The organism is Apibacter adventoris (assembly GCF_002964965.1).
GTDB classification, from domain to species: Bacteria; Bacteroidota; Bacteroidia; order Flavobacteriales; family Weeksellaceae; genus Apibacter; species Apibacter adventoris.
On record NZ_PSZN01000004.1, the window covers coordinates 1 to 24488 of the forward strand.

At 27.0% G+C, this 24488-nt stretch carries 24 protein-coding genes; 9 read left to right on the forward strand and 15 right to left on the reverse strand.

Annotation, left to right across the window (positions count from 1 at the left end; genetic code table 11):
* Positions 1-221 precede the first annotated feature (221 nt).
* The 3 genes from C4S76_RS02505 (at position 222) to C4S76_RS02515 (ending at position 2902) form a co-directional block, all read left to right on the forward strand.
* Positions 222-1064 carry a S24 family peptidase gene (locus C4S76_RS02505; RefSeq protein WP_105192353.1) on the forward strand — a complete coding sequence of 281 codons (843 nt, stop codon included), beginning with the start codon at positions 222-224 and terminating at the stop codon, positions 1062-1064.
* An 81-nt stretch (positions 1065-1145) separates the two neighbouring features.
* Entirely contained in the window at positions 1146-1988 is an 843-nt protein-coding gene (locus C4S76_RS02510; protein ID WP_105192354.1) for a S24 family peptidase, read from the forward strand.
* A gap of 71 nt (positions 1989-2059) precedes the next feature.
* The gene (locus C4S76_RS02515) at positions 2060-2902 is read left to right on the forward strand and encodes a LexA family transcriptional regulator (protein WP_105192356.1); all 843 of its coding nucleotides are present in this window, start codon (positions 2060-2062) and stop codon (positions 2900-2902) included.
* Between the two features lie 389 nt (positions 2903-3291).
* Here the strand turns inward: C4S76_RS02515 and C4S76_RS02520 are convergent, their stop codons facing one another.
* Entirely contained in the window at positions 3292-4320 is a 1029-nt protein-coding gene (locus C4S76_RS02520; protein WP_105192358.1) for a threonine aldolase family protein, read from the reverse strand.
* An 89-nt stretch (positions 4321-4409) separates the two neighbouring features.
* Here C4S76_RS02520 and C4S76_RS02525 point away from each other — a divergent pair, with 89 nt between their 5' ends.
* Together C4S76_RS02525 and C4S76_RS02530 are read left to right on the forward strand one after the other, a co-directional pair.
* Entirely contained in the window at positions 4410-6059 is a 1650-nt protein-coding gene (locus C4S76_RS02525; RefSeq protein ID WP_105192360.1) for a M1 family metallopeptidase, read from the forward strand.
* A gap of 408 nt (positions 6060-6467) precedes the next feature.
* Positions 6468-6668, forward strand: a complete 201-nt coding sequence (locus C4S76_RS02530; protein WP_105192362.1) for a helix-turn-helix transcriptional regulator — start codon at positions 6468-6470, stop codon at positions 6666-6668.
* Positions 6669-6984: 316 nt separating this feature from the next.
* On the opposite strand, the gene C4S76_RS02540 is transcribed toward C4S76_RS02530, so the two are convergent.
* Genes C4S76_RS02540 through mutY form a run of 5 tightly spaced genes read right to left on the reverse strand, consistent with a single transcriptional unit; the run spans position 6985 to position 11632 of the window.
* Positions 6985-8286 carry a hemolysin family protein gene (locus C4S76_RS02540; protein WP_105192366.1) on the reverse strand — a complete coding sequence of 434 codons (1302 nt, stop codon included), beginning with the start codon at positions 8284-8286 and terminating at the stop codon, positions 6985-6987.
* A 4-nt stretch (positions 8287-8290) separates the two neighbouring features.
* Positions 8291-8875 (reverse strand): gliding motility lipoprotein GldD, encoded by a 585-nt coding sequence (gene gldD, locus C4S76_RS02545; protein WP_105192368.1) that lies wholly within the window; start codon positions 8873-8875, stop codon positions 8291-8293.
* Positions 8865-10178: a gliding motility-associated protein GldE gene (gldE, locus tag C4S76_RS02550; RefSeq protein WP_105192370.1), complete on the reverse strand. Its 1314-nt coding sequence runs from the start codon at positions 10176-10178 to the stop codon at positions 8865-8867. Before gldE ends, gldD begins: the two co-directional genes overlap by 11 nt.
* Before the next feature lie 34 nt (positions 10179-10212).
* The gene (locus C4S76_RS02555) at positions 10213-10590 is read right to left on the reverse strand and encodes a single-stranded DNA-binding protein (protein ID WP_105192372.1); all 378 of its coding nucleotides are present in this window, start codon (positions 10588-10590) and stop codon (positions 10213-10215) included.
* Between the two features lie 49 nt (positions 10591-10639).
* A complete protein-coding gene (gene mutY / locus C4S76_RS02560) occupies positions 10640-11632 on the reverse strand; it encodes an A/G-specific adenine glycosylase (RefSeq protein ID WP_105192374.1) in 993 nt (330 codons plus the stop codon).
* Positions 11633-11725: 93 nt separating this feature from the next.
* Here mutY and C4S76_RS02565 point away from each other — a divergent pair, with 93 nt between their 5' ends.
* The gene (locus tag C4S76_RS02565; RefSeq protein ID WP_105192376.1) at positions 11726-12019 is read left to right on the forward strand and encodes an HU family DNA-binding protein; all 294 of its coding nucleotides are present in this window, start codon (positions 11726-11728) and stop codon (positions 12017-12019) included.
* Positions 12020-12278: 259 nt separating this feature from the next.
* Positions 12279-13841, forward strand: coding sequence for an Rne/Rng family ribonuclease (locus tag C4S76_RS02570; RefSeq protein WP_105192378.1), 1563 nt, complete (start codon positions 12279-12281; stop codon positions 13839-13841).
* Between the two features lie 184 nt (positions 13842-14025).
* On the opposite strand, the gene crcB is transcribed toward C4S76_RS02570, so the two are convergent.
* On the reverse strand, positions 14026-14400 hold the full coding sequence (gene crcB / locus C4S76_RS02575) for a fluoride efflux transporter CrcB (protein ID WP_245915776.1): 375 nt from the start codon (positions 14398-14400) through the stop codon (positions 14026-14028).
* Between the two features lie 262 nt (positions 14401-14662).
* Positions 14663-15202, reverse strand: coding sequence for a gamma carbonic anhydrase family protein (locus tag C4S76_RS02580; RefSeq protein ID WP_105192380.1), 540 nt, complete (start codon positions 15200-15202; stop codon positions 14663-14665).
* A gap of 73 nt (positions 15203-15275) precedes the next feature.
* Here C4S76_RS02580 and C4S76_RS02585 point away from each other — a divergent pair, with 73 nt between their 5' ends.
* Positions 15276-16148: a NifU family protein gene (locus tag C4S76_RS02585; RefSeq protein ID WP_105192382.1), complete on the forward strand. Its 873-nt coding sequence runs from the start codon at positions 15276-15278 to the stop codon at positions 16146-16148.
* A gap of 5 nt (positions 16149-16153) precedes the next feature.
* Here C4S76_RS02585 and C4S76_RS02590 read toward each other — a convergent pair whose 3' ends face one another.
* Positions 16154-16615 carry a low molecular weight protein-tyrosine-phosphatase gene (locus tag C4S76_RS02590; RefSeq protein WP_245915777.1) on the reverse strand — a complete coding sequence of 154 codons (462 nt, stop codon included), beginning with the start codon at positions 16613-16615 and terminating at the stop codon, positions 16154-16156.
* Positions 16612-18042 carry a chromosomal replication initiator protein DnaA gene (dnaA, locus tag C4S76_RS02595; RefSeq protein WP_105192384.1) on the reverse strand — a complete coding sequence of 477 codons (1431 nt, stop codon included), beginning with the start codon at positions 18040-18042 and terminating at the stop codon, positions 16612-16614. The genes C4S76_RS02590 and dnaA overlap by 4 nt, the downstream gene beginning before the upstream one ends.
* A gap of 146 nt (positions 18043-18188) precedes the next feature.
* Here dnaA and C4S76_RS02600 point away from each other — a divergent pair, with 146 nt between their 5' ends.
* On the forward strand, positions 18189-18599 hold the full coding sequence (locus C4S76_RS02600; RefSeq protein WP_105192386.1) for an acyl-CoA thioesterase: 411 nt from the start codon (positions 18189-18191) through the stop codon (positions 18597-18599).
* Here C4S76_RS02600 and C4S76_RS02605 read toward each other — a convergent pair.
* The 5 genes from C4S76_RS02605 to C4S76_RS02625 all read right to left on the reverse strand — a co-directional run bounded on the left by C4S76_RS02605 (position 18577) and on the right by C4S76_RS02625 (position 24463).
* Positions 18577-19197: a YigZ family protein gene (locus C4S76_RS02605; protein WP_105192388.1), complete on the reverse strand. Its 621-nt coding sequence runs from the start codon at positions 19195-19197 to the stop codon at positions 18577-18579. The two genes, C4S76_RS02600 and C4S76_RS02605, sit on opposite strands and share 23 nt — an antisense overlap.
* A 31-nt stretch (positions 19198-19228) precedes the next feature.
* A complete protein-coding gene (gene ribD, locus C4S76_RS02610) occupies positions 19229-20275 on the reverse strand; it encodes a bifunctional diaminohydroxyphosphoribosylaminopyrimidine deaminase/5-amino-6-(5-phosphoribosylamino)uracil reductase RibD (RefSeq protein ID WP_245915778.1) in 1047 nt (348 codons plus the stop codon).
* Positions 20276-20294: 19 nt separating this feature from the next.
* The gene (locus C4S76_RS02615; RefSeq protein ID WP_105192390.1) at positions 20295-22241 is read right to left on the reverse strand and encodes a DUF349 domain-containing protein; all 1947 of its coding nucleotides are present in this window, start codon (positions 22239-22241) and stop codon (positions 20295-20297) included.
* A 186-nt stretch (positions 22242-22427) separates the two neighbouring features.
* A complete protein-coding gene (locus tag C4S76_RS02620; protein ID WP_105192392.1) occupies positions 22428-23780 on the reverse strand; it encodes a HAMP domain-containing sensor histidine kinase in 1353 nt (450 codons plus the stop codon).
* Positions 23781-23785: 5 nt separating this feature from the next.
* A complete protein-coding gene (locus C4S76_RS02625) occupies positions 23786-24463 on the reverse strand; it encodes a response regulator transcription factor (RefSeq protein WP_105192394.1) in 678 nt (225 codons plus the stop codon).
* Positions 24464-24488 lie beyond the last annotated feature (25 nt).

The following is a 24488-nucleotide window of genomic DNA, read 5'->3' on the forward strand; positions in this document are numbered from 1 at the left end:
AATATATAGATAAAGGGAAAGATCATGACCATATTTTATTAATTTCTGAAAACAAGCATTACGCACCTAAAGAGTTTTCTTTAGATTTAATTATGAGTGTATATTCAATAAAAGGAGTTATAAAAAAAGAATTAATGTAATAAAAAACATAAAAAATATAAAAAATGTTCTTATGAAAATCACAGAATATTTTCTAAATAATTTTAAAAAATTAAATATAAATGTCTGTAAAAGAGAGAATTAAAAAGTTTGTGAGTTATAAAAATATATCTATAAGAAATTTTTGCAACATAATAGGAGTATCAAGTGCTTATATTACATCTATGAGGAAGTCTATACAACCTGATAAATTAGAAAGTATTTCTTTACATTTCCCAGACATAAATATTGAATGGCTATTAACAGGCGAGGGGTCTATGCTTAAATATCATGTTAAAGATATTATAGATCGGTTAAAAAAATACTTGAATTTTACTCAAGACATGCAACTTACCGAATATCTGAGAATATCTATAGAAACACTATATATATGGAAAGAAAGCAATTCATTTGACAAAGATTTAATAAAAGAAAAATTACCTAATATTGATATAAATTGGTTATTAACAGGAAAAGGCAATGAACCTGTCAATAAAGAGAAATCAACCGGTTCTTTAAATTTAACTACCATTTCGGGGTATTATTTCCCGGATGTTTCAGCCAGCGCAGGGCTTAATATGAAATTAGAAAATGCCGAAAATCAAAAAATCCCCATTTCTATTCCCGGTTGGGGTTCTGATTTGATTTTTATAAATGTATATGGCGATTCAATGTACCCCAAATATAATTCGGGTGAAATCATAGCTATAAAAAATATTGAATTCCAATATATTAATTATGGATTTCCTTATGTTGTAGTTTTTAAAAACGGAGACACCTATATTAAATATATAGATAAAGGGAAAGATCATGACCATATTTTATTAATTTCTGAAAACAAGCATTACGCACCTAAAGAGTTTTCTTTAGATTTAATTATGAGTGTATATTCAATAAAAGGAGTTATAAAAAAAGAATTAATGTAATAAAAAACATAAAAAATATAAAAAATGTTCTTATGAAAATCACAGAATATTTTCTAAATAATTTTAAAAAATTAAATATAAATGTCTGTAAAAGAGAGAATTAAAAAGTTTGTGAGTTATAAAAATATATCTATAAGAAATTTTTGCAACATAATAGGAGTATCAAGTGCTTATATTACATCTATGAGGAAGTCTATACAACCTGATAAATTAGAAAGTATTTCTTTACATTTCCCAGACATAAATATTGAATGGCTATTAACAGGCGAGGGGTCTATGCTTAAATATCATGTTAAAGATATTATAGATCGGTTAAAAAAATACTTGAATTTTACTCAAGACATGCAACTTACCGAATATCTGAGAATATCTATAGAAACACTATATATATGGAAAGAAAGCAATTCATTTGACAAAGATTTAATAAAAGAAAAATTACCTAATATTGATATAAATTGGTTATTAACAGGAAAAGGCAATGAACCTGTCAATAAAGAGAAATCAACCGGTTCTTTAAATTTAACTACCATTTCGGGGTATTATTTCCCGGATGTTTCAGCCAGCGCAGGGCTTAATATGAAATTAGAAAATGCCGAAAATCAAAAAATCCCCATTTCTATTCCCGGTTGGGGTTCTGATTTGATTTTTATAAATGTATATGGCGATTCAATGTACCCCAAATATAATTCGGGTGAAATCATAGCTATAAAAAATATTGAATTCCAATATATTAATTATGGATTTCCTTATGTTGTAGTTTTTAAAAACGGAGACACCTATATTAAATATATAGATAAAGGGAAAGATCATGACCATATTTTATTAATTTCTGAAAACAAGCATTACGCACCTAAAGAGTTTTCTTTAGATTTAATTATGAGTGTATATTCAATAAAAGGAGTTATAAAAAGAGAATTATTATAATAAAAATATAAAAAATGTTCTTATGAAAATTACAGAATATTTTCTAAATAATTTTAAAAAATTAAATATAAATGACTGTAAAAGAAAGACTTATAGAATATTTAAAATACGAAAAAATCTCTAAAAGTGAATTTGGGAGAACTATAGGGGTCTCTAATGCTTATATTACATCTATGAGGAAATCAATCCAACCAGACAAAATTAAAAGCATTTCTTTGAATTATCCAGATCTTAATACTGAATGGCTATTAACAGGCGAGGGGTCTATGCTTAAATATCATGTTAAAGATATTATAGATCGGTTAAAAAAACACTTGAATTTTACTCATAACATGCAACTTACCGAATATCTGGGGATATCCATAGAAACACTCTATATTTGGAAAGAAAGCAATTCTTTTGACAAAGATTTAATAAAAGAAAAATTACCTAATATTGATATAAATTGGTTATTAACAGGAAAAGGAAATGAACCTGCCAATAACGAGAAATCAACCGGCTCTTTAGAACCACCTATTATTTCGGGGTATTATTTTCCGGATGTTTCAGCCAGCGCAAGGCTTAATATGAAATTAGAAAATGCCGAAAATCATAAAATCCCCATTTCTATTCCCGGTTGGGGTTCAGATTTGATTTTTATAAATGTATATGGCGATTCAATGTACCCCAAATATAATTCGGGTGAAATCATAGCTATAAAAAATATAGAATTCCAATATATCAATTATGGATTTCCTTATGTTGTAGTTTTTAAAAACGGAGACACCTATATTAAGTATATAAAAAAGGGGAAAGATCATGACCATATTTTATTAATTTCTGAAAACAAGTTTTACGACCCTAAAGAGTTTTCTTTAGATTTAATTATGAGTGTATATTCAATAAAAGGAGTTATAAAAAGAGAATTAATATAATAAAAATATAAAAAATGTTCTTATGAAAAATAGTGAAATAATGAAACTTATAGATCAAATCAAAGAACAGTTACCAGAAAATAAATAAAAGTGCTTACTTCAGATAAAAAAATAATGAAACTTATCGATTTCCTTAAATCCATTGGCAAAATAAAGTTTAAAAAGGAGTTTTATGATAAATATAGGTTTAAAAAACAAAATGTATTTTTAATCAAATATTAATCTAATTAACTATATTTTAAAAACGTAAACCATTGTATGGTAGGTAATTATAAGTATCGTTTGCTTGATTGCATTTTTCGGTTCTGAGGAGGAGGTGAGTTTACTCCTTCCATATTCACTCAAAAAAAGAACTATAACTTAGCTTAATTATAGCTCCTTTCTATATATTAAGATATTTTCTTTAAATCATCAATAAACTTATCTACAACTTTTTCAGGAGTTGCCCAGGAAGTTACAAGTCTTATTGCAAAAAGATCAGGAGCTATGGATTTCCATATAGTAAATTCATATTCCTTTTTAAGAATTTGAATTATATTATTTGGAAAAATAGGGAAAATTTGATTGGTGTCTGATTGAGCTAAAAATGAATATCCTAAGGATTCAAGGGCTTTGGTTATTTTTAAAGCCATTAGGTTTGAATGATCTGCGAGTTTGAAAATCAAGTTATTTTGAAGGAGCTGAAAAAACTGTATTCCCAATACTCTTCCTTTGGCTAATAAAGCTCCTCTTAATTTTTGATTATATTTAAAATTTTCCTTTAAACTATTATTTGTGATTATAATAGCTTCTCCTATTAGAGCCCCGCATTTAGTGCCCCCTAAATAAAAAACATCAGTTAATTCAGCAATATCTTTTATACTCATATTGTTAGAAGGAGCACTTAGAGCAGAAGCTAAACGAGCTCCATCAAGATATAAAAATAAATCATTTTTTTTACAAAATTTATATAGATCCGTCAACTCCTCTTTATTATAAATAGTTCCTAATTCAGTAGAGTTAGATATATATACCGCTCTGGGTCTTACAGAATGATAATTAGAGGATCTTTTTAAAATAGGAATAATTTTATCCGGAGATAATTTTCCATTGCTAGAATAAACAGTCTCTATTTTATGTCCTGTAGCCTCAACAGCTCCGGTTTCGTGAGTGTTTATATGACCAGTCTCTGCAGAAATTACAGATTCATATGGTCTGAGAATAGAAGAAAGAACTAATAAATTTGCTTGAGTGCCTCCTGCTACTAAGTTTATATCTGCATTTTTATCCTCGATTTTATCTTGAATTATAGTAATTGCTTTTTGGGTATAAAAATCTTCGCCATATCCGTTTTGTTGTTCTAAATTACTATTTATTAGAGCATTTAATATAGAAGGATGACAACCTTCACTATAATCATTGGAGAAATTATAAGTCATTATTTAACTTTGATTTTTTTTATCTTTATTTATTTAAAGTAAAATTATTGATTTATTTACTTATAATACTATTTTTTATAAATTTGATTATGAAAAAAATATATTATTTTTTAGGGCTTATAACATGTATTTTAAATAATCAGTTATTTAGTCAAGACAAATTATTTACAATTCAAGATACTCTTAGAGGGAGTAATACATCTTTTAGAGATTGGTGGGAAGTAAAGTACTATGATATTTCTATAGAACCAGATTTTGATAATAAAGTTTTAAAAGGCAATAATACAATTACTTTTGATATAAATGAAAACAAAAGTGAAGAGAGTATAATGCAAATAGATTTGCAGGAACCTATGTCTATAGATAAAATAGAAACTAAAGATAGCATTTCAATACCTTTTAAAAAAGAAGGAAATTTTTACTTTATAACCTTACCGCAAACATTTAAAAAAAATACTCAAAATAATAAGGTCACTATTTATTTCCAAGGAATGCCTAATATTGCGAAAAATGCTCCTTGGGACGGAGGATGGATTTTTACTAAAGATAAAAATAATAAACCTTGGATGACTGTAGCCTGTGAAGGAATAGGCGCTAGTGTATGGTTTCCTTGCAAAGATTACCTAGGAGATGAACCAGATGAGGGAATGAAATTAAATATCATTACAGAAGGAGATTTGAAAGGTGTGGGAAATGGAAGATTGGTCGGATATTCTAAAGATTCATTAGGAAAAAATATATATTCATGGCAAGTGACTAATCCTATCAATAATTACAACATAATCCCATATATTGGAGAATATGTAAATTTTACAGACATTTATAAGGGTGAAAAGGGCGATTTAGACTTAGATTATTGGGTATTGTCATATAATTTACATGTGGCTAAAAGTCATTTTTCTCAGGTAAAAAAAATGCTATTGGCATTGGAATACTGGTTTGGACCGTATCCGTTTTATGAAGATGGATATAAATTAGTAGAATCTCCACACTTAGGAATGGAGCATCAAAGTGACATAGCTTATGGAAATCAATATAAAAATGGATATTTAGGTACAGATAGAAGTCATACGGGAATAGGGCTACAATGGGATTTTATTATAGTACATGAATCGGGGCATGAATGGTTTGGGAATAATATTACAAATGCAGATGCAGCAGATATGTGGATTCATGAAGCTTTTACTACCTATAGCGAAACTCTTTACACTGAATATTATTATGGTAAAGAGGCAGCTAGTCAGTACATTATAGGGCAAAGAAAAAATATACAAAACGATATTCCTATTATAGGTGAATATGGGGTAAATCAAAAAGGTAGTTCCGACATGTATGATAAAGGAGCCAATATGATTCATACTATTCGTCAGATAATTAACGACGATCAAAAATTTAGGGAAATACTAAGGGGTCTTAATAAAAATTTTTATCATAAAATTGTTTCTACTAATCAAATCGAAAGCTATATTATAGAACATTCTAAAATAGATTTAACAAAAATATTCGATCAATATTTAAGAACAACTCAGGTTCCTACGTTAGAATATTACATTAAAAATAATAGTATTTACTATCGGTGGGTAAATACTGTTCCAGATTTTTCTATGAAAATAAAAACATCTATAGGAAATTTAATTCCCATTAATAAATGGAAAAAAAGTAAAGTAGATAAAAAATTATTAGAAAGTTTTTCTGTAGACCCTAATTTCTACATCAATTTAAATCCTTTAAAAAAATAATGCATATAAAAAAATCTATAGGAAGAAAAAATTAAATTTTAATCTTCCTATAGTGATTATATAAATAAAATATATTTATATAATTATTAGTTGTTCTAAGATTTTTAAAGTTTTATTAAAATAAAGAACTCATTTATTTATGTTGTAGTAGTTTATTTTAGTTTCATTATTTTATAACTATTTTTTGTTTAGTATATTAATATATGTTAAATAAAAAAAATTAAACTATTGTTTATTTGTTTTTATCAAAAAAATAAATAAATGATATATTTATTTAAAAATATTATCAAAAGTATATAATTTATCAATAATATTCGATCGGAAAATCGATTAATATTATCTATTTTTCGATTTTTTTCAGGTCAAAAAGCACTACATTCGCATTAATCAAACTACTATTTTTTAAAGATGATTAGTAAAAAATTGATTCAATTAAGAAGAAAAAAAAGAATAAGTCAGAAAGAGGTCGCTGAATCAATAGGAGTAAGTCAAAGCACCTTATGTGACTGGGAGTCAGGGAAAAGAAATCCTAAAGTGGAAAGTTTATTTAAATTAGCAGAATATTTTAAGGTAGATATTAAAGAATTGTATAATCTTAAAAAAGAATAAATATAGAAAAGCTTTATTTACTATTTTTTCATTTTTTTAATTGTTATGATTGCTATAATTAAAAAAGCAATCATAGTAATTAGAAGATACATCAGGAACATAAAATTTAATTCCTTTTTAGAAATTTCAAAAATATTTACCAGAATTTTATCTAAAACTTGAAATATAATTAGAATACCTGCAATATATAATAAGGTATAAAACATAAATTTCATTATATCTGATGTTTTCAAAAGTATTTTACTTAGTTTATAAGATAAACTAAGAAAGATCAGAAATAATAAACTATAAATAAGGTAAATCATAAAGACATTATTTATTCTGTAGTTTCATTTTCAGAATTTTCAGAGTTTTTTACCATTAATACTTTGTCTATTCTGTTAGCATCTTTATCAACAATTTCAAAAGTAAAGTTATTATAATTTAATTTCTCAGCTACCTCAGGAATGTACTCCATATGGTAAATTATAAATCCGGCTAATGTAACATATTCGTCGTCATTAAGTTCAATGATAACATCATCAAAATAATAATTTAAATCCCGAATACTTATATTTCCATTAACCAGATAAGAACCATCAGTTCTTTGAACAATTTCTGTTTCTTCTTCTTCATTTTCAGGCATATCGCCTACTATTCCTTCTATCATATCCTGAATAGTTATGATTCCCTGAAAAGAACCATATTCATCAACTACAAAACCCATATGCTGTTTATTTTTTCTAAATTCTTGTAAAATATCAACGGAATGCATATTCTCAGGAATGAATATAGGTTTTTTTAAAATTTTATGTATATCAAAATTAGGAGAATTTACATTTTCATAAAATTCTTTAATTGAAATATAGCCACTTACCTCGTCAAGATTTCCGTCACATGCAGGAAATTTAGTAAAATTACTGGTTTTAATTTGTAGTTCAATTTCCTTAATATTATCTTGTAAATTAATCCATTCTACTTTTTTTCGATGAGTCATTAAACTTTTGGCTTTTTGCTCAGAGAAAATAAAAACATTTTGATGTAATTCACTTTCTTCTTTTTCTAAAACGCCTTGCAAACTTGCGGTTTTAAGCATATAAATTAATTCGTCTTCCGAAATTTTTTCACCTTCTGTATTTGATACTTTAAACGTTTTATTAAATAAAAAAGTAGAAAATGAAAGAACTTTTACAAATGGGAAAACAAGTATGGAGAATATTTTAATAATAGGGGCTACAAAAAGTGCAATTTTTTCTGGTTGTTTTAAACCGAAAGTTTTAGGAATTAATTCTCCAAATACAATTGATACATATGTAATGGCAGCTATTACTACAAAGTAGGATAATTGAAAAGAATAGGCAGAGGTTAAAGTAAATGAATTGAATACAGGTTCAAGATATTTAACTAAAGTAGCGCCACCATAAGCTCCGGATATAATACCTATAAGTGTAATTCCTACTTGTATTGAAGATAAAAAATCCTCAGGATTTTCTAAAAGTTTAAGTACAGCTTGTGCTTTCTTATTTCCTTTTGTTGCTTTATTTTCAATTTTTTGTTTTTTTACAGATACTAATGCTATTTCCGAGACTGCAAAAAAACCGTTAATTAAAATTAAAAGTAATAATATTATTATTTCCATAATGTTATTTCCATGTTGTTGTTTCTATCATCTTGATTATATCTCTTTCTATATATTCAACAGCAGGTTGTAAAGAATCTGGTTTTGGTTGTACAGAAAAATATACATTTCCAGAAAGGAAATGACGGGTACTGTCGGTAATATAAAATTGGATGTTAGAAGCAGATTCGCCTCCTAGTCTATATAGGTTTCCATAAATTTTTTTCTCAGGATATAAAAAAGATTTAGCTTTAATAGAATTTGCTTTTATTGTATGTTCATATACTAACTTTTGTGCTTCTTTTATTAATTCAATAAGATTTCCATGAATGTTCGAATATGTAATATAGATAGTTCCTTTCATGTTAGGGTAAGAAAGATTGTACCAACAATTATTATTTTTATTAATAATTTTAACCCTATTTGAATATTTGAATTCAAATGGACAATTTTCAGGACTAAATGTAACATATTGAGGAGTAGGGTATTCTAAGCGAACATGACCTTTAGGTTTAGGTATATATTGTTCTTTTCCACAGCTTGCACAAGTTAAAAATACAATTAGTACAAAAACTACGTTAAAATTTTTAAAAATCAAATTATTCCTCATTATCAATTTTACGTGTTATTTTAATTTGTTTAAGTCTTTTTCTATCTAAAGATTCTACTTGAAAAATATAATTTTTATAATATATATTTTGCAATTTTTTTGGAAATTCTTCTGTCAACTCCAATACAAGTCCCGCTAGAGTATCTGCTTCACCTTGCACACTTTCAAATTCTTTTTCATTAATTCCCATAATTCGGCAAAAATCAATGATCGATGTTTTCCCTTCAAAAACATAAACATGATCATTAATTTTAGAATAAATAATGTTGTTTTCATCAAATTCATCATTTATTTCACCTACGATTTCTTCAATAACATCTTCAAGGCTAACGATTCCAGAGGTACCCCCATATTCATCAACTACAATAGCTAAATGCATTTTACTTTTTTTAAAATCAGCTAATAAATTGTCAATCTTTTTATTTTCTGGTATAAAGTAAGGTTTTTTAAGTAGAAAATTCCATTCTAATTGTTCATATTCAATATACTGGAATAAATCTTTGATATGCAGAATCCCTATTATATCATCAATATTCTTATCATAAACAGGAATTCTAGAATAACCATTTTTTGAAATTAAGTTAATTAATGTTTTAAAAGGGGTACTTTTTTGTATAGCAAAAACATCGATTCTGGGAGTCATAACCTGACTCGTTTCAGTATTCACAAAATTTATAATACCTTCTAATATTTTGAGCTCGGTTACGGAGATATTCTTTTCTTCTTTAGCAACTACTAATGTCTGAGCCAGATTGTCTCCTCCTAGTTTTATATTTTCATTAGTATTTTTAATAATAAGGGAAAACAGGTAGGTTATGGGACTACATATGGTAGTTATAAAATGAATAAATTTTAATGTTTTACAGCTAAATAAAAAAGTATTTTTAAGAACAAGCATTTTTGGAATTATTTCCCCAATAAATATTAAAATAAAAACAATAATAAAAAAATTCAGAAAGAATATTATTTGCTTGGAAAATTGAAAGTAATTTGCGAAGTAATCACAAAACTTAATAGACATTAAGATAAGTCCAAGATTAATTAAGGTTTTAAAAACAAGTATAGTAGAAATAAATTTATTTGAATTATTTCTTATTTTAGTGATAGCTTTGACCTCTAAAAAATAATCTTTTTGATATTTATCCAGATCTTTTTGGGAAAGAGATAATATAGCTTCTTTAGAACCAGAAGTAACAAATATTAAAATAATAAAGATTATAAAAGTTCCGGTAATAATATATAATTCTGATGGGAACTGATAAAATATGGTTAACAATAAACTCGTGGGCCCAGGGTCATCCATAATCTAAAATTTACTTTACTAAATGGTTGAAAGTTTAATTGAATTCTGAATCTTCTTCAAGATCAGGGTTTTTACCAATTAAATTGGAAAGGAATAAAATGTTATCAGCAATAACTTCTGTAATATGTTTTGTTATGCCATTATCTTCAAACTTACGTGTTTTTAACTTTCCTTCAATATAAACTTTACTTCCCTTTTTTAAAAATTTTTCGCAAAGCTCAGCTAGTTTATTTCTTGCCGTAATATTATGCCAGTCAGTTACATCAACTCTTTCACCCGTTTCTTTATTAATATAACTTTCAGAAGTTGCTACAGGAAAATTTACAACCACATTACCATCACTAAATCTGTGAGACTTAATATCAGTCCCTAAATTTCCTACTAAAATAACTTTATTAACAGATGTACTCATTTTAAATACTATATATTTTTCTCAAAAGTTTAGCAAATGTAATAAAAAATTAATTATAAAGTAAAAAAAAATCTAAGGGTTTTGGAAAAGCATATAATTTTAATTGTTTTTTATCTAAAATTGTAGCATTTAAAGCCTTTGCTATAGTATAAAATTCGGGAGATTCTAAATTTATTTCAGATATAGTAATATGTAATATTTTATGTGTAAGCTTATGAGTAGTAGTATAGGTATTACTAATTTTATAATTTTCGTGTATATCCTTAAATTTAGGGAATTCATATAAACCTTTCCATATATCATTGTATCCTCTTTTAATGATTAATATTTCACGATGGCATTTAACATATGCATAATGAATGTTTAGTTCCGTTATTTTTTTATAAGAAGATTTTATAGGAAGTATTTTTTGATTGTTTAGTTTATATGCAATGCAATCTACTTGTATAGGACAGATTATGCATTTTGGATTCGAAGGTGAGCATATTATTGCCCCTAAATCCATAATTGCCTGATTAAAATCACCTGGATTATCAGGCATTAAAGGTAACATTAAATTAAAAAAATAATTAAAAGTGGATGATTTGCTAATATCTTTTTCAGAATTAAAAAAACGGGAATATACACGGAATGCATTACCATCAATAGCCGGAATTTTTTCATTGAAAGAAATGGAAGCTATTGCAGCTGCAGTATACTTACCTATTCCTTTTAGTTTAAGTATATCTGAATATGTTGATGGAAATATACCTTCAAGATCATTATAGATATGTTGAGCAGTAAAAAATAAATTATGAGCTCTGGAATAATAACCTAGACCTTTCCACATATGCAAAACTTCATCTTCTGTAGATAGAGCAAGTTTTTCCAAATTGGGAAATTTGCGAATAAAATTATTATAATAATTAGTTCCTTGTTCTATTCTTGTTTGTTGAAAAATGATTTCAGAAATCCAAATATTATATGGATCAGAAGTTTTTCTCCATGGCAAAGGACGTTTGTTTTTTTTATACCATTTATTTAGAAGACTAATAAAATTCACACTTTTAAATGTTTATCAATTTTCTTTCCAAAAATAATATTATATTTGCATTCTTAAAAATAATTAAAAAGTATAACTAATAATATTACAAGTATGACAAAAGCGGATATCGTAAACTCGATTTCAGGTAAGCTTGGTTTGGAAAAGACTGAAATACAAAGGGTTGTTGAAGTGTTTATGGATGAAGTTAAGACTGCTATGACTAAAGGGGAAAATGTTTATTTAAGAGGTTTTGGAACATTTTTAATTAAAAAAAGAGCAGCTAAAACAGGGAGAAATATATCTAAAAATACAACAATTAAAATACCTGCACATAACGTTCCTGCTTTTAAACCATCAAAGTCTTTTGTAGAAGGTGTTAAAATAAATGTTAAAGTTGTAAAATAATATAATATATATAATTAAAAAATAAAAATATATGCCAAGCGGAAAAAAAAGAAAACGTCATAAGGTGTCGACGCACAAAAGAAAAAAAAGAAGGAGATTGAATAGACACAAAAAGAAAAATAAATAATTTCTTTCTTAGATTAAAAAAAAGTTTTAATTTTTTAAATTTAAGCATTCTTTACCAAAAGTTATATTACTACTAAGGGTAAAGAATGTTTTTGTTAATATGGTATTTAGATAGTAATTTTCTGAAAATGAAATGAGTAAAGAATTAGTAATATCTTATGAGGACAATAAAGTAAAAATTGTTATACTGGAGGATGGAAGGATTCAGGAGCTTCATGAAGATGAAATAGGGAATAATTTCACAGTAGGGGATATTATTTTAGGAAAGATCAAGAAATTAGCTCCAAGTCTCAATGCCTGTTTTGTTAATATAGGTTATGAAAAAGATGCTTTTTTGCATTACCATGATCTAGGTCCACAAATTAAATCTTCCTTAAAGTATATAAAAGGAGTTTCTTGTGGAAAAATTAATTCTCCAAGACTAAATAGTTTTTCATTTGAAGAAGACATAGATAAAGATGGAGTTATTCAGGATATTTTATCTCCTAACCAAGAAATTTTGGTACAAATTACTAAAGAACCAATTTCTACTAAAGGACCTAGAATATCTTCTGAAATTTCATTAGCAGGTAGATATTTGGTTTTAATTCCTTTTGCATCAAAAACTTCAATTTCTCGAAATATTTCAACAACCGAAGAAAAAGACCGGTTAAGGAAAATAGGAGATCAAATTAGACCCACAGGGTTCGGATTGATAATAAGAACTGTGGCAGAAGGAAAATCTGTAGAAGAATTACAATCGGATCTTCGCTATTTACTAAATAAGTGGAATACCATATGTTTTCGAAATATTAAAAAAGGAAAACCTCCGGTTAAAATATTAGGAGAACTCGATAAAGCTTCTTCTATTTTAAGAGATAATTTTAATGGTGATTTTGTAAGTATTACTTGTGATGATGAAGATTTAGTACAGGAAATTAAAGATTATTTGCATATTATTGCTCCTGAAAAGTCTAAAATTGTAAAATATTATGATTCACACATTCCTATTTTTGAATATTATAATATAGATAAACAAATTAAGCAACTTTTTGGTAAACATGTAAATATATATCAATCTAAAGGAGCTTATTTAATTATAGAACATACAGAGGCTTTGCATGTTATAGATGTGAATTCAGGAAACATCACAGCTAATCAAAAATCTCAAGAAGATGCTGCTCTTCATGTAAATAAGTTAGCAGCTGCAGAAATAGCACGTCAGTTAAGACTAAGGGACCTAGGGGGAATTATTGTTATAGATTTCATAGATTTAACCTCTTCCCAACATAAAAAAGAACTCTATGAGTTTTTTAAAGAAGTGATGAAAAATGATAAAGCTAAACATAAGATATTACCTCCGAGTAAATTTGGATTAGTACAATTAACAAGGCAAAGGGTTAGACCTCAAAAACAAGTAAATACAACAGAAGATAATCCTAACCCAAATGGAAAAATAGAATCACCAATAGTTTTATTAGATAGAATTCAAGAACATATTTTTAATTTTTTAGCATCGCCAAAAGAAAAAAAGATATATCTTCATGTTCATCCATTTGTAGCCGCATATTTAACTAAGGGCTTGAAAAGCATACGAAATATGTGGTTTTTGAAATATAAAAAATGGGTAAAAGTGATTCCTAGGGATAGTTTTAAATACCTTGAATTTCAAATACAAAATGATAAAAAGGAAATTCTATATATGTTTTCCAATTAAAAAGTAAATAATTTTAATCTATAATTAAAAAATAAATCCTCATATAGATGGTGTTTATAAAATAAAAAATGAATGATTAAAAATAAACTTACTTAAAATTTTTTATGTAACATTTATTTAATAACTTTTTATGTTTTATTTTCTTTTAAAATAGTGAAATTAATAATTTGTAATTAGTGAATTATTAAATTTTGGAAAGAAAATTTCCTAACCAAACTCCGATTATACCTAAAAATAAGCTAAAGGATATATAAAGGCATAGGGTGATAAAATTATTATTTTGGAATAACTGATAATTTTCTGAAGAAAAAGTTGAGAAAGTTGTATATCCCCCACAAATTCCGGTAATTAAAAAAACACGAATTTCAGCATTAATAAAATGATAACGTTCTGCCCATCCGGTAAATAGTCCAATTAAAATACACCCGGTAATATTTATAAAAAATGTAGCCAAAGGAAACTCTCCGGAATATTTCTTATTGATATATATAGCAATAAGATAACGTAAAATAGAACCAAGAGCTCCACCCGAACCAACAAAAAGTAAATATTTAATCATATTTGGTTATTTAAAAATTAAATTATATTAATTGAATTAATTTAAAGCAAATTAATAAAAACAAATAATTTTTTAAAATTACGGCTTAATAAATTATTGATAATAAAGTTTTAAATAATCAGTTTATGGGTTAAAAGTTTAAACATAGACGGTTATTTTTTCCATTTTTTTATAAAAGTAAATTACTTATGTATATATTTTTATTATAGTTAAGATATTATTTTAAATATTAAACTTTGTAAAGTTCTAAAATAAAATAAATTTAGTTTATATTTTCATCAAATTCTGTCTTTTCATACCAACGGCTGTATTTTATATAATTATTAGCAATTTGTTCAATTTCTCTCTCCTTTAACTTCTGAGATACTTCACCTATTTTTTTAGCAGGGATACCAGCCCATAATTCTCCGTTTCTAACATATTTTCCTTGTGTTACTACTGCTCCTGCTGCAATAATTGCATTATTTTCTATTATAGTATTATCCATAATAATAGCTCCCATTCCAATTAAAACATTATCATGTATTGTACATCCATGAATAATAGCATTATGACCAATAGAGACATTATTTCCAATTGTTGTGGAAAATTTTTGATAAGTACAATGGATGGTTACATTATCTTGTATATTAACTTTGTTGCCGATGGTTATTTTATTAACATCTCCTCTAATTACAGCATTAAACCATACCGAGCATTTATTCCCAATATTAACATCCCCAATAATTACACAAGTCTCAGACAAAAAACAATCTTCACCTAATATTGGAGTTTTACCTAATAATTTTTTTATTATTGCCATATCAAATAATATTATAAAAATAAATTTTTTGATAACTGCAAGTTATGTATTTTTGACAAATTGTTAGAGTAGTATTATGGAAATAAGAATAGAAAATACCCCTAATAAAAATATAGTAAAATTTGTAGCACCTAGAACATTGGTGGAAGGCAGTTATGAAATATCAAAATTACAACAAGCTGCAAATATACCTTTAGCACAGGAATTATTACAGTTGCCTTTTGTTACTAATATTTTTATTACAGCTAATTTTATTGCTGTTCAAAAAAATGAAATGGTAGATTGGGATATGGTGGCAGATGAAGTAAAAGATTTGATTGAAGATGAACTATTGGCTAATCCAACTGTTGTATTACAACCTCGCCAATCTCCCATATCTGTATATGTAGAAATGACTCCTAACAATTCAGTTATGAAATTTGTTACTAATAAAATATTAGTAGAAGGAATTATTGAACTTAAAAATGTTGAAGATGCTAAAGAGGTTCCCTTAGCTCAATATTTATTTAGTTTTCCATATGTAAAAGAAGTATTTATATCAGATAATTTTGTTTCAATAACTAAAACAGAAGAAGCAAGTTGGGAAGATATTTCCATGGAAATTCGTTATAATATTTCTGAATATATAAAAGATGAAAAAGAAATCAGTTACATAAAAAATTTTTCAACTCATAAACCAATCAAATCAACCCAAAAAGAATTTTCAGATATTGAAAAGAAAATTCAGAACATTTTAGATGAGTATGTTCTTCCTGCAGTGGCCGGTGATGGGGGAAATATTGATTTAATTGCTTTTGATGAGGAAACTAAAACAGCAAAAATGATTTTACAAGGAGCATGCAGCGGATGTCCTTCCTCTACAATTACTTTAAAAAACGGAATAGAAGGATTATTAAAGGAAATGCTACCCAATGAAGTAGAGGCAGTAGAAGCAATCAATGGATAAATACATTATTCGGTAAAATTACCTGTAAGTTTTTCGGCAATCAATGTACATACTTCATCCAATTGAATAAAGACTTTTTCAAAGTCTTCAATATCACCATAGAAAGGGTCTGATACATATTGTTTAGTAGCCTGAGGTAATTCTGACATAATCAATTTTACCTTTTTCTTATCAGCTTCTTTTCTAGCTTTAAAAAGAATATCACTATAATTTGCATGGTCCATAACATAAATTATATCAAAATCATCAAAATCTGAAGGTTGAAATTGCCTTCCTCTAAGTTGAGATATATTGATATTATGTTTTTTGCACACTTCTATAGCTCGTTTATCAGGTTTATCGTTAACATGATAGTTAGAAACTCCGGCACTATCCACTAAAAAATTATTAGGAAGTTTGGATTTTAAAATGCCTTCAGCCATAGGGGATCGGCATACATTACCTAAGCAGACCATTAATATTTTCATATATCAGAAGTCAATTTTTTATTTAAATCGTCAACATAAGATTTGAATAATTTATCAGTTTCAAATAAATTATCTACTGTTTTACAAGCATGCAATACAGTAGCATGATCTCTTTTTCCAATTTGATCTCCAATAGAAGAAAGAGAAGCATTGGTGTATTTTTTTGCAAAATACATAGCTAATTGTCTTGCCTGAACTATATCTCTTTTACGAGTTTTAGATTGTAAAGTGTCTAACGAAAGTTTAAAATAATCACAAATTAATTTCTGAATATAATCAATGGTTATATCTTTTTTGGAATTAGTAATTAGATTCGAGAGTGTTTTTTCTACTAACTCAAGCGTAATTTCTTTTTTATTGAAAGTAGCTTGTGCTATAATAGAATTTAAAGATCCTTCAATTTCCCGAATATTGGTTTTTATATTTTTAGCAATATAATCAAGTACATCTTCAGGTAACTCAATACCGTCAAATTCCATTTTTTGTTGCAAAATGGCTAAACGGGTAGCGTAGTCAGGAGGTTGTATTTCAGTGGAAAGTCCCCACTTAAAACGTGAAATTAAACGTTGTTCTACATCTTGAATATCTACAGGTGATTTGTCAGATGTTAATATAATTTGTTTTCCACTCTGATGCAAATGATTAAATATATGGAAAAATACTTCTTGAGTTCCTTTTTTGCCTGAAATGAAATGAATATCATCTACAATTAATACATCAATCATTTGATAGAAATGGATGAAATCATTTCTATTATTAGATTTAGTAGCTTCTTGGAACTGTTGACAGAACTTTTCCATTGAAACATATAAAACTGTTTTTTCGGGTTGAATTCTTTTTACTTCAAGCCCTATAGCATGAACTAAATGGGTTTTTCCTAAACCTACACTACTATAAATAAATAAAGGATTAAATGAAGTGCCTCCGGGTCTTTTAGCTATTTGTTTTCCAGCAGAACGAGCTAATCTATTGGAATCTCCTTCAATAAAATTATCAAAAGTATAATTGGAATTAAGTTGGCTGTCAATTTTTAATTTTTGTAAACCGGGGATTATAAAAGGATTTTTAACCCCTCTTTCCATATATAATGGAGCATCTACTTCTTGTACTTTAATTTGTGCTTTTTGAGCACTTGGTATATTAACAGTGTAAGGTGTTTCGGTTTGCTGGCTTTTCTCCATCATAATGGAATATACCAGTTTAGCATCTTTTCCTAGATTTTTGGTTAATGCACTTTTAATTATTTTAATATAGTTCTCTTCCAGATATTCGTAATAAAATTTACTTGGCACCTGAATAGTTAGTACCTTATCTTGTAACTTTATTGCTCGAATAGGATGAAACCATGTAAGGAATGACTTTTCAGAGATGTTATCTCTAATAAAATCCAAACAGGATTTCCATACTAAATTTGCTTTTTCTGGCATCTTAAACTGTAAATATGATTATAGATTTACTTTTACTAAATGTAGTAATTCTTGCACAAAATTGTTAATTATTTTTTGGAAAAAAAAGTTAAATCACTATTGTATTTTTAAATTGTTTTTTGTAAGTATGTAAATATATATTAATCATGATTAAGGTAACAACGAAAGTAAGAGTTAGGTATAGTGAAACAGATCAAATGGGATATGTATATTATGGAAATTATCCCCAATATTTTGAAGTAGGAAGAGTAGAGTTATTTCGTTATATAGGTCTTCCATATAAAGATATAGAAGAATATGGAATTATGCTTCCGGTTGCTGATCTGTCTATAAAATATATAAAGCCGGCTAAGTATGATGACGAATTATTAATAACGACTACAGTAAAAAAAATACCTGAAGGAGCAAGAATAGTATTTGAATATGAAATAAAAAATCAAGAAGATATATTGCTGACTAAAGGATATACTACATTATATTTTATGGATAAAAACTCAGGTAAAATATTACGTTGTCCAGAACAAATTTTGAATATTATGAAACCTTTTTTTGAATGACAAAATTTTGGGAAAAAAGAGATTCAAATTTTTCAAAAAATAAATTATTTTTTTTTAAGGGTACTTCAATAAACAAATTACATTTTTCTGAATAATCGAAAGACAGTATTTCTATATTTAATTTTTTTAATAGGGTTAGTACAGAAGATTGATAGTGGTAATTAAAATATAAATGATAGTGTTCTGATACTTCTTTGTTTATTATTTGAGCTTGTTCTATAGTATATTGAGCACTTTCTTTGTATGCCTTTATTAATCCTCCCACTCCCAATTTCGTACCTCCAAAATAACGGATAATAATTAATAATATATTGGTAAGGCCAAATGAAAGTAATTGGTTATAAATAGGAAGTCCGGCAGTTCCGGAAGGTTCTCCATCATCATTAACTCTGTAATTTTTTCCTTCAGTTCCTATACGAAAAGCATAACAATAATGTGTGGCCTGAGGGTAAATTTCTTCACTTTGTTTAAGATATTTTTTTACTTCATTTTCATTATTTAAGGGAAATAATAAACCATAAAATTTGCTCCCTTTGATTTTTAAAAGAGCATCAGTTACAGGGATTTCAATTGTTTTATATTCAAAAACAGTAGGCATAGTCACAAAAATAATAAATTGATCTTATTTTTCACGATGAAGAAATATTGCTGAGGTATGTAATAAGATTATCTCCTACGCTTGTTTGTTGTGTAATTTTTCCATATAGATATGGGGCATCAGTCCCACTTTCAACTATATTTTGAGAGGTAGTAATGACCGCTTCATCACATAACCCTGAATTAATAAAATCTTGTAATGTTTTTCTTCCTCCTTCAATGATTACAGATTGAATTTTTTCTTTATAAAGTACATTTACTATCTGTTGAATATAATTTCTTAAAAAATTGATTTGAATATATTTAAGATTATTATTTATACCCGTAATTTTTTCATTTAAAATAATAGTTGAAGCCTCCGAATTAAGAATATTATAAGATAGAGGAATGTCTAGATTTTTATCTATTAGTATTCTTTTTGGGTTATTTCCGCTGACATAGCGCGATGTTAATGAGGGATTATCTATTAAAGCAGTTTTTTTTCCAACTAAAATAGATTGTTCCTGAGACCTTATTTGATGTATTTTTTGGAGAGAGTAGGGATTGGAAATCCAGAAAGGTTTATTTCTATTGGTCCCATTATCAATTTTTTTATTTAAAGTTTCAGCCCATTTTAGGATGATATAAGGTCTTTTTTTTAAATGATAAGTTAAAAATCTTTTATTTAGATTTTTGCACTCTTCTTCAAGGATATTAGTTATAATTTCAATTCCGGCATTTTTTATCATTTCAATACCTTTTCCATTCACTTTACTGTCAGGATCCAGCATTCCAACAACTACTTTTTTAAATTGAAGCTCTATAATTTTTAAGGCACAAGGTGGTGTTTTTCCATAATGTGCACATGGTTCTAGAGAAACATATATAGTGCTGTTTTTTATGAGAGACAAGTCTTTTACAGAAGATATTGCATTAATTTCTGCATGCGGTTTCCCCGCTTTGTCATGCCAGCCTTCACCAATAATACGATTATTATGTACAATCACAGCTCCTACCAACGGATTAGGATATGTACTTCCTAAGCCTTTCTGAGCTAATTCTATACATCTACGCATGTATTTCTCATCCAGAGATTCCATACTAAGTATAAAAAACTATTTATTCAGTTATATCTTCTTCGGGTTTATTATCAGCATCCGGTGTATTATTACCATTTGTTTGAGTTAAATCGAGATTTATAAGTTTAGAATATGTTTGTTTTAATTCTTCTAATTTAACTTTTTTTGCTTCAATGTTATTTAAAGAGTTTTGAAGAAGAGGGTTGTCTTGCTTTGCATTAGAGAAAAAAGAAAGATTATTTTCCAGTTGTACAATTTCATGTTCTAAATCTTGGATTTGTTTTTTCATCCTCCTTAAATCATCGTCAAGTTTTTTATCATCTTTAGATTGTATATAATTTTCAACTTTAATATTTAGTTGCATTTCATCAATAAGATTTTTATCAATGTTAAGTTGAGAGGTTAATTTATTAATAGTTTGATTAAATTCTTTATTGATATTCATGTTCTCCCTAGGAATTTTACCTATAGAGTTCCATTGTACACAGTAATCATTAATTTTTTGTAAGGCTTCATTTTGATCTAATTCAAAAATTGAAGGCAGTTTAGCAAGAATAGCTTGCTTTTTAGATAAGTTTTCTTGCCATTCTTCATTTATTTTATTATTTTTTTGTTTATACCTGTCGAAAAAATTATTACAGTATTCTCTGAATTCATTCCATAGTTTATCTGAATATTTTCTCGGAACATGACCAATATTTTTCCAGTCATTTTGAATTTTTTTGTACAGATTTAGAGCCGCGTCCCAATTTTCACTGTCTTGATTATCCTTCGCTATTTTTAGTAATTCATTTTTCTTTCTCAGATTATCTTGTTGAACTTTTTTTAATTCTTTGTAATACGTATTTTTTTGTGTATTAATTTCATGTAACAATTCCTTGAAGCGGGTCCAGGTTTCTCCGCTATATTCTTTTTGAACCCTACCTATAGAAAAAAACTCTTCTCTTAGTTTTTCTATTTTTTTTATGTTATTTTGCCAAAATGAATGATTAGGATTAGCACTAGAAGATATTTTTTCCAATTCATCAATAATCTTCTGTTTCTTTTTTAAGTTTAATTCTTGTTCTTCTTTGATTTTTTCGAACAATTCAGATTTACGTGCATGTATCTGCTGAGTTACGTCTTTGAATTCCTGCCAAGTGGGTTCTCTATATTTTTCAGCAACAGGTTCTGCCTGTTCTTTCCATAATTTATGTAGGTATTGAAGTTCATTAAGAGCTTTTTGGATACTAGGTTCGGTTAGTAATTCTTTTGCCCGGCTTATAATAGCCTGTCTTTGTTCAAGATTATGAGCATAGTCTAGCTCTTCTAATTCTTTATTTAATTTTATAAATTCATGTGTGTTTTCTAAATGATGGAAATAAGTTTTGAAAACGTCACTTGCTTTTGATTTGGGTATTTTTCCTGCATTATGCCATCTTTCTTTTATATCTCTGAATTCTTTGAAAAAACTTCCAATAGATTCTATTGGAGTGGTGTATAGTTTTTTCAACTCTTCAATAATTTGTAATCTATTTTTTAGATTATTTTGTTCCTTTTGCTCTTGTTCTTGATAGTGAGCCGTAAGCCTGGCTTTATAATCATGATATACAGAATTAAACTGAGTTTTTAAACTAAGATCAGGTTTATAACTTATTTCTTCACCCCCTTCATCTAAATATTTTTGTTTTCTTTGAGACTCATTATAATCAAATTTTTGATTGAAAGATTCTTTGATATTATTAATGGCTTCTCCTATAAGAAAAACAGGATAATTGTTTTGGATCTTTTTTGCTTTTTCAATGAGTTGTTCTAAATCTAAAGAATCATAGTCTTCCTGTGGGACAACGGTCTCTTCATAGTCTGGATTTTCATTTCTTTTCTCAGAGTTAAGCTCCTCTATTGAAGTGTCATCTTGATGGTCGTGTGACGTATTTTCAGATTTTATTACCTCTTCTTTTTTTTTATTTCCTTCTGCATTTTGCAGGTTATCCAATTCAGTACTCATAATATTTGGGGATTTATTCAAACAAAAATATGAAAAATATTACAAAATGATCATATATAAGGGATAAAATTATAAATACAAAGAAAATATTTGAAATTTAAAAGAGGGTTTTTGTATAAAAAATAACTGTTTTTATATTAAATATTTTTTTTATTTAAAATTAATTAAGTTAATATATATTTATACTTAAGTTTTGGTTAATTTTATGCAAAAAATATGTTTTTGTGTGTTTTCTATAAATGAATAAGAAACAATACCTTTATGGAAATTTATAATTGTTTTTACAATATGTAGCCCTAAACCATTTCCTGATATTGACGGATCTTTATTATCTCGAATAAAAGGTGTAAAAATATTATCATCTAGTTTATAAATTCCTGTATTGATGAATTCTATATATATATTATCTTTGTGAGCTTTAAGTGAGATGGTTATTTTTTGATCTATACTATATAATGCTGCATTGTTTACTAAATTTATAAAAGCACTTTTTAATAGTATTTTATTTCCGTAATAAATAAAGTTTTTTTCATCATTTTCATCACTTTGAATGTCTATGAGTAAGGCAAAATTGTCGTGTAGCTCTTCTGTTTCTTCAGAAACTTCAAATAATAATTCATCGATTCTGAAATAAGTAAAAGGAATAGGGGCTTTCCCTTGTAGTCTGTCAATGAGTAATAAATAATCAACTAACTTAGCCATTTTTTCATTTTCATCATAAAGTAGTTTTATATTTTCTGCCTCTTGTTTTGAATAAGGATTTAATTTTTTTATTAATGAAGACATAATAGCTAATGGAGTTTTAAGCTGATGTGAAGCACTTTGGTTAAAGTTTTTTTGTGATTCGAAAGATTCATTGAGACGATCCAGCATGCGATTGAAATTGATAGCAATCTGGTTTAAATCTCTGCTGACACTTTTAATTTCTAAATGCTGGTATAGGTTTGTATCTGTTACTTTTTGTATCGCCGTGTTTAATTTATCAATTGGCTTAAATATTTGTTTAATATAATAATAAGCTGCAATAAAAACTAAAAATAATGTTAGTATGATAGGTATAAAAATATATTCTTTTAGATTTTTTAATTTTACTTCTCCAAAACTATCTTTTGCAATTACTATAATTACATATTCTTTGTTGTTATAATTATATCCTATACCACATACCTGAAATCCGTTTTGTATAAAAAATTCTGTTTTATTATCCTTACGTATTTTTTTTATTAACAAAGGAGTAATATTAAAATTAATATCATTACCATTTTCATATATTAATTTGTTATTTCCATCGAATACATATATTTTTTCATGATTTGTTTTTATAAGTGAACTTTTATCAATTATATGTTTTATAGTTGTATCATCTTCTTTTAATTCAGTTAATAAATCTAATGTAATATGTGCTTTTTGTTCAAGTATGTCAAAAAAAGCTTCTTCACTAAATGTTTTGAATGCTTTATAGGTAAGGGATAGGGATATAGATATAAGAATAGCATATATTAATACAAATAATAAAGAAAGTTGGAGTTTGAAATTCATAAATATTAACTTGCTATATAATAGCCGAAACCTGCTTTTGTTTGAATGATTTTATCTTTAAATTCTTTGTCTATTTTATTTCTTAAAAAGTTTATATAAACCTCAATTGTATTTGGAGTTACTCCATATCTTTCTGCCCATACATTATCTGCTAATTCTTCTTTAGAAGCTACTCTTCCTTGTTTTTTAACTAAATAATAAAAGAGTTCAAACTCTTTTGGAGTTAAATTTATATGGATATTATTTCTGATAACAGATTTTGTACCTAGATCAATTACCACATCTTTGAAATGGATTTTAGTATCTTCAACGGGAAATTGAGAAGATCTACGTAAGAATATTTTTATTTTAGCAATTAATTCTTTAAAATCAATGGGTTTTATCAGATAATCATCGGCTCCATTATCAAAAGCTAACATTTTACTATCTATATCTCCAAATGCTGTAAGCATAATGATGGGAACGTTAGGATTGATAACCCTAAAACTTTTAATTAAATCAAAACCATTGATTTTTGGCAAATTAACATCTAGTAGAACCAGATCAGGTTTTTGGTTTCTAAAACTTATGAGACCTAGTTCTCCATCAAATGCTTGAAAAGGGAAATATCCATTTTTATGTAATTCATCATGTATTACATCAGATAATTTTTTTTCGTCTTCAATTATGAGTATTTTTTTCATTTTAGGATAAACCTATTCACAAAGT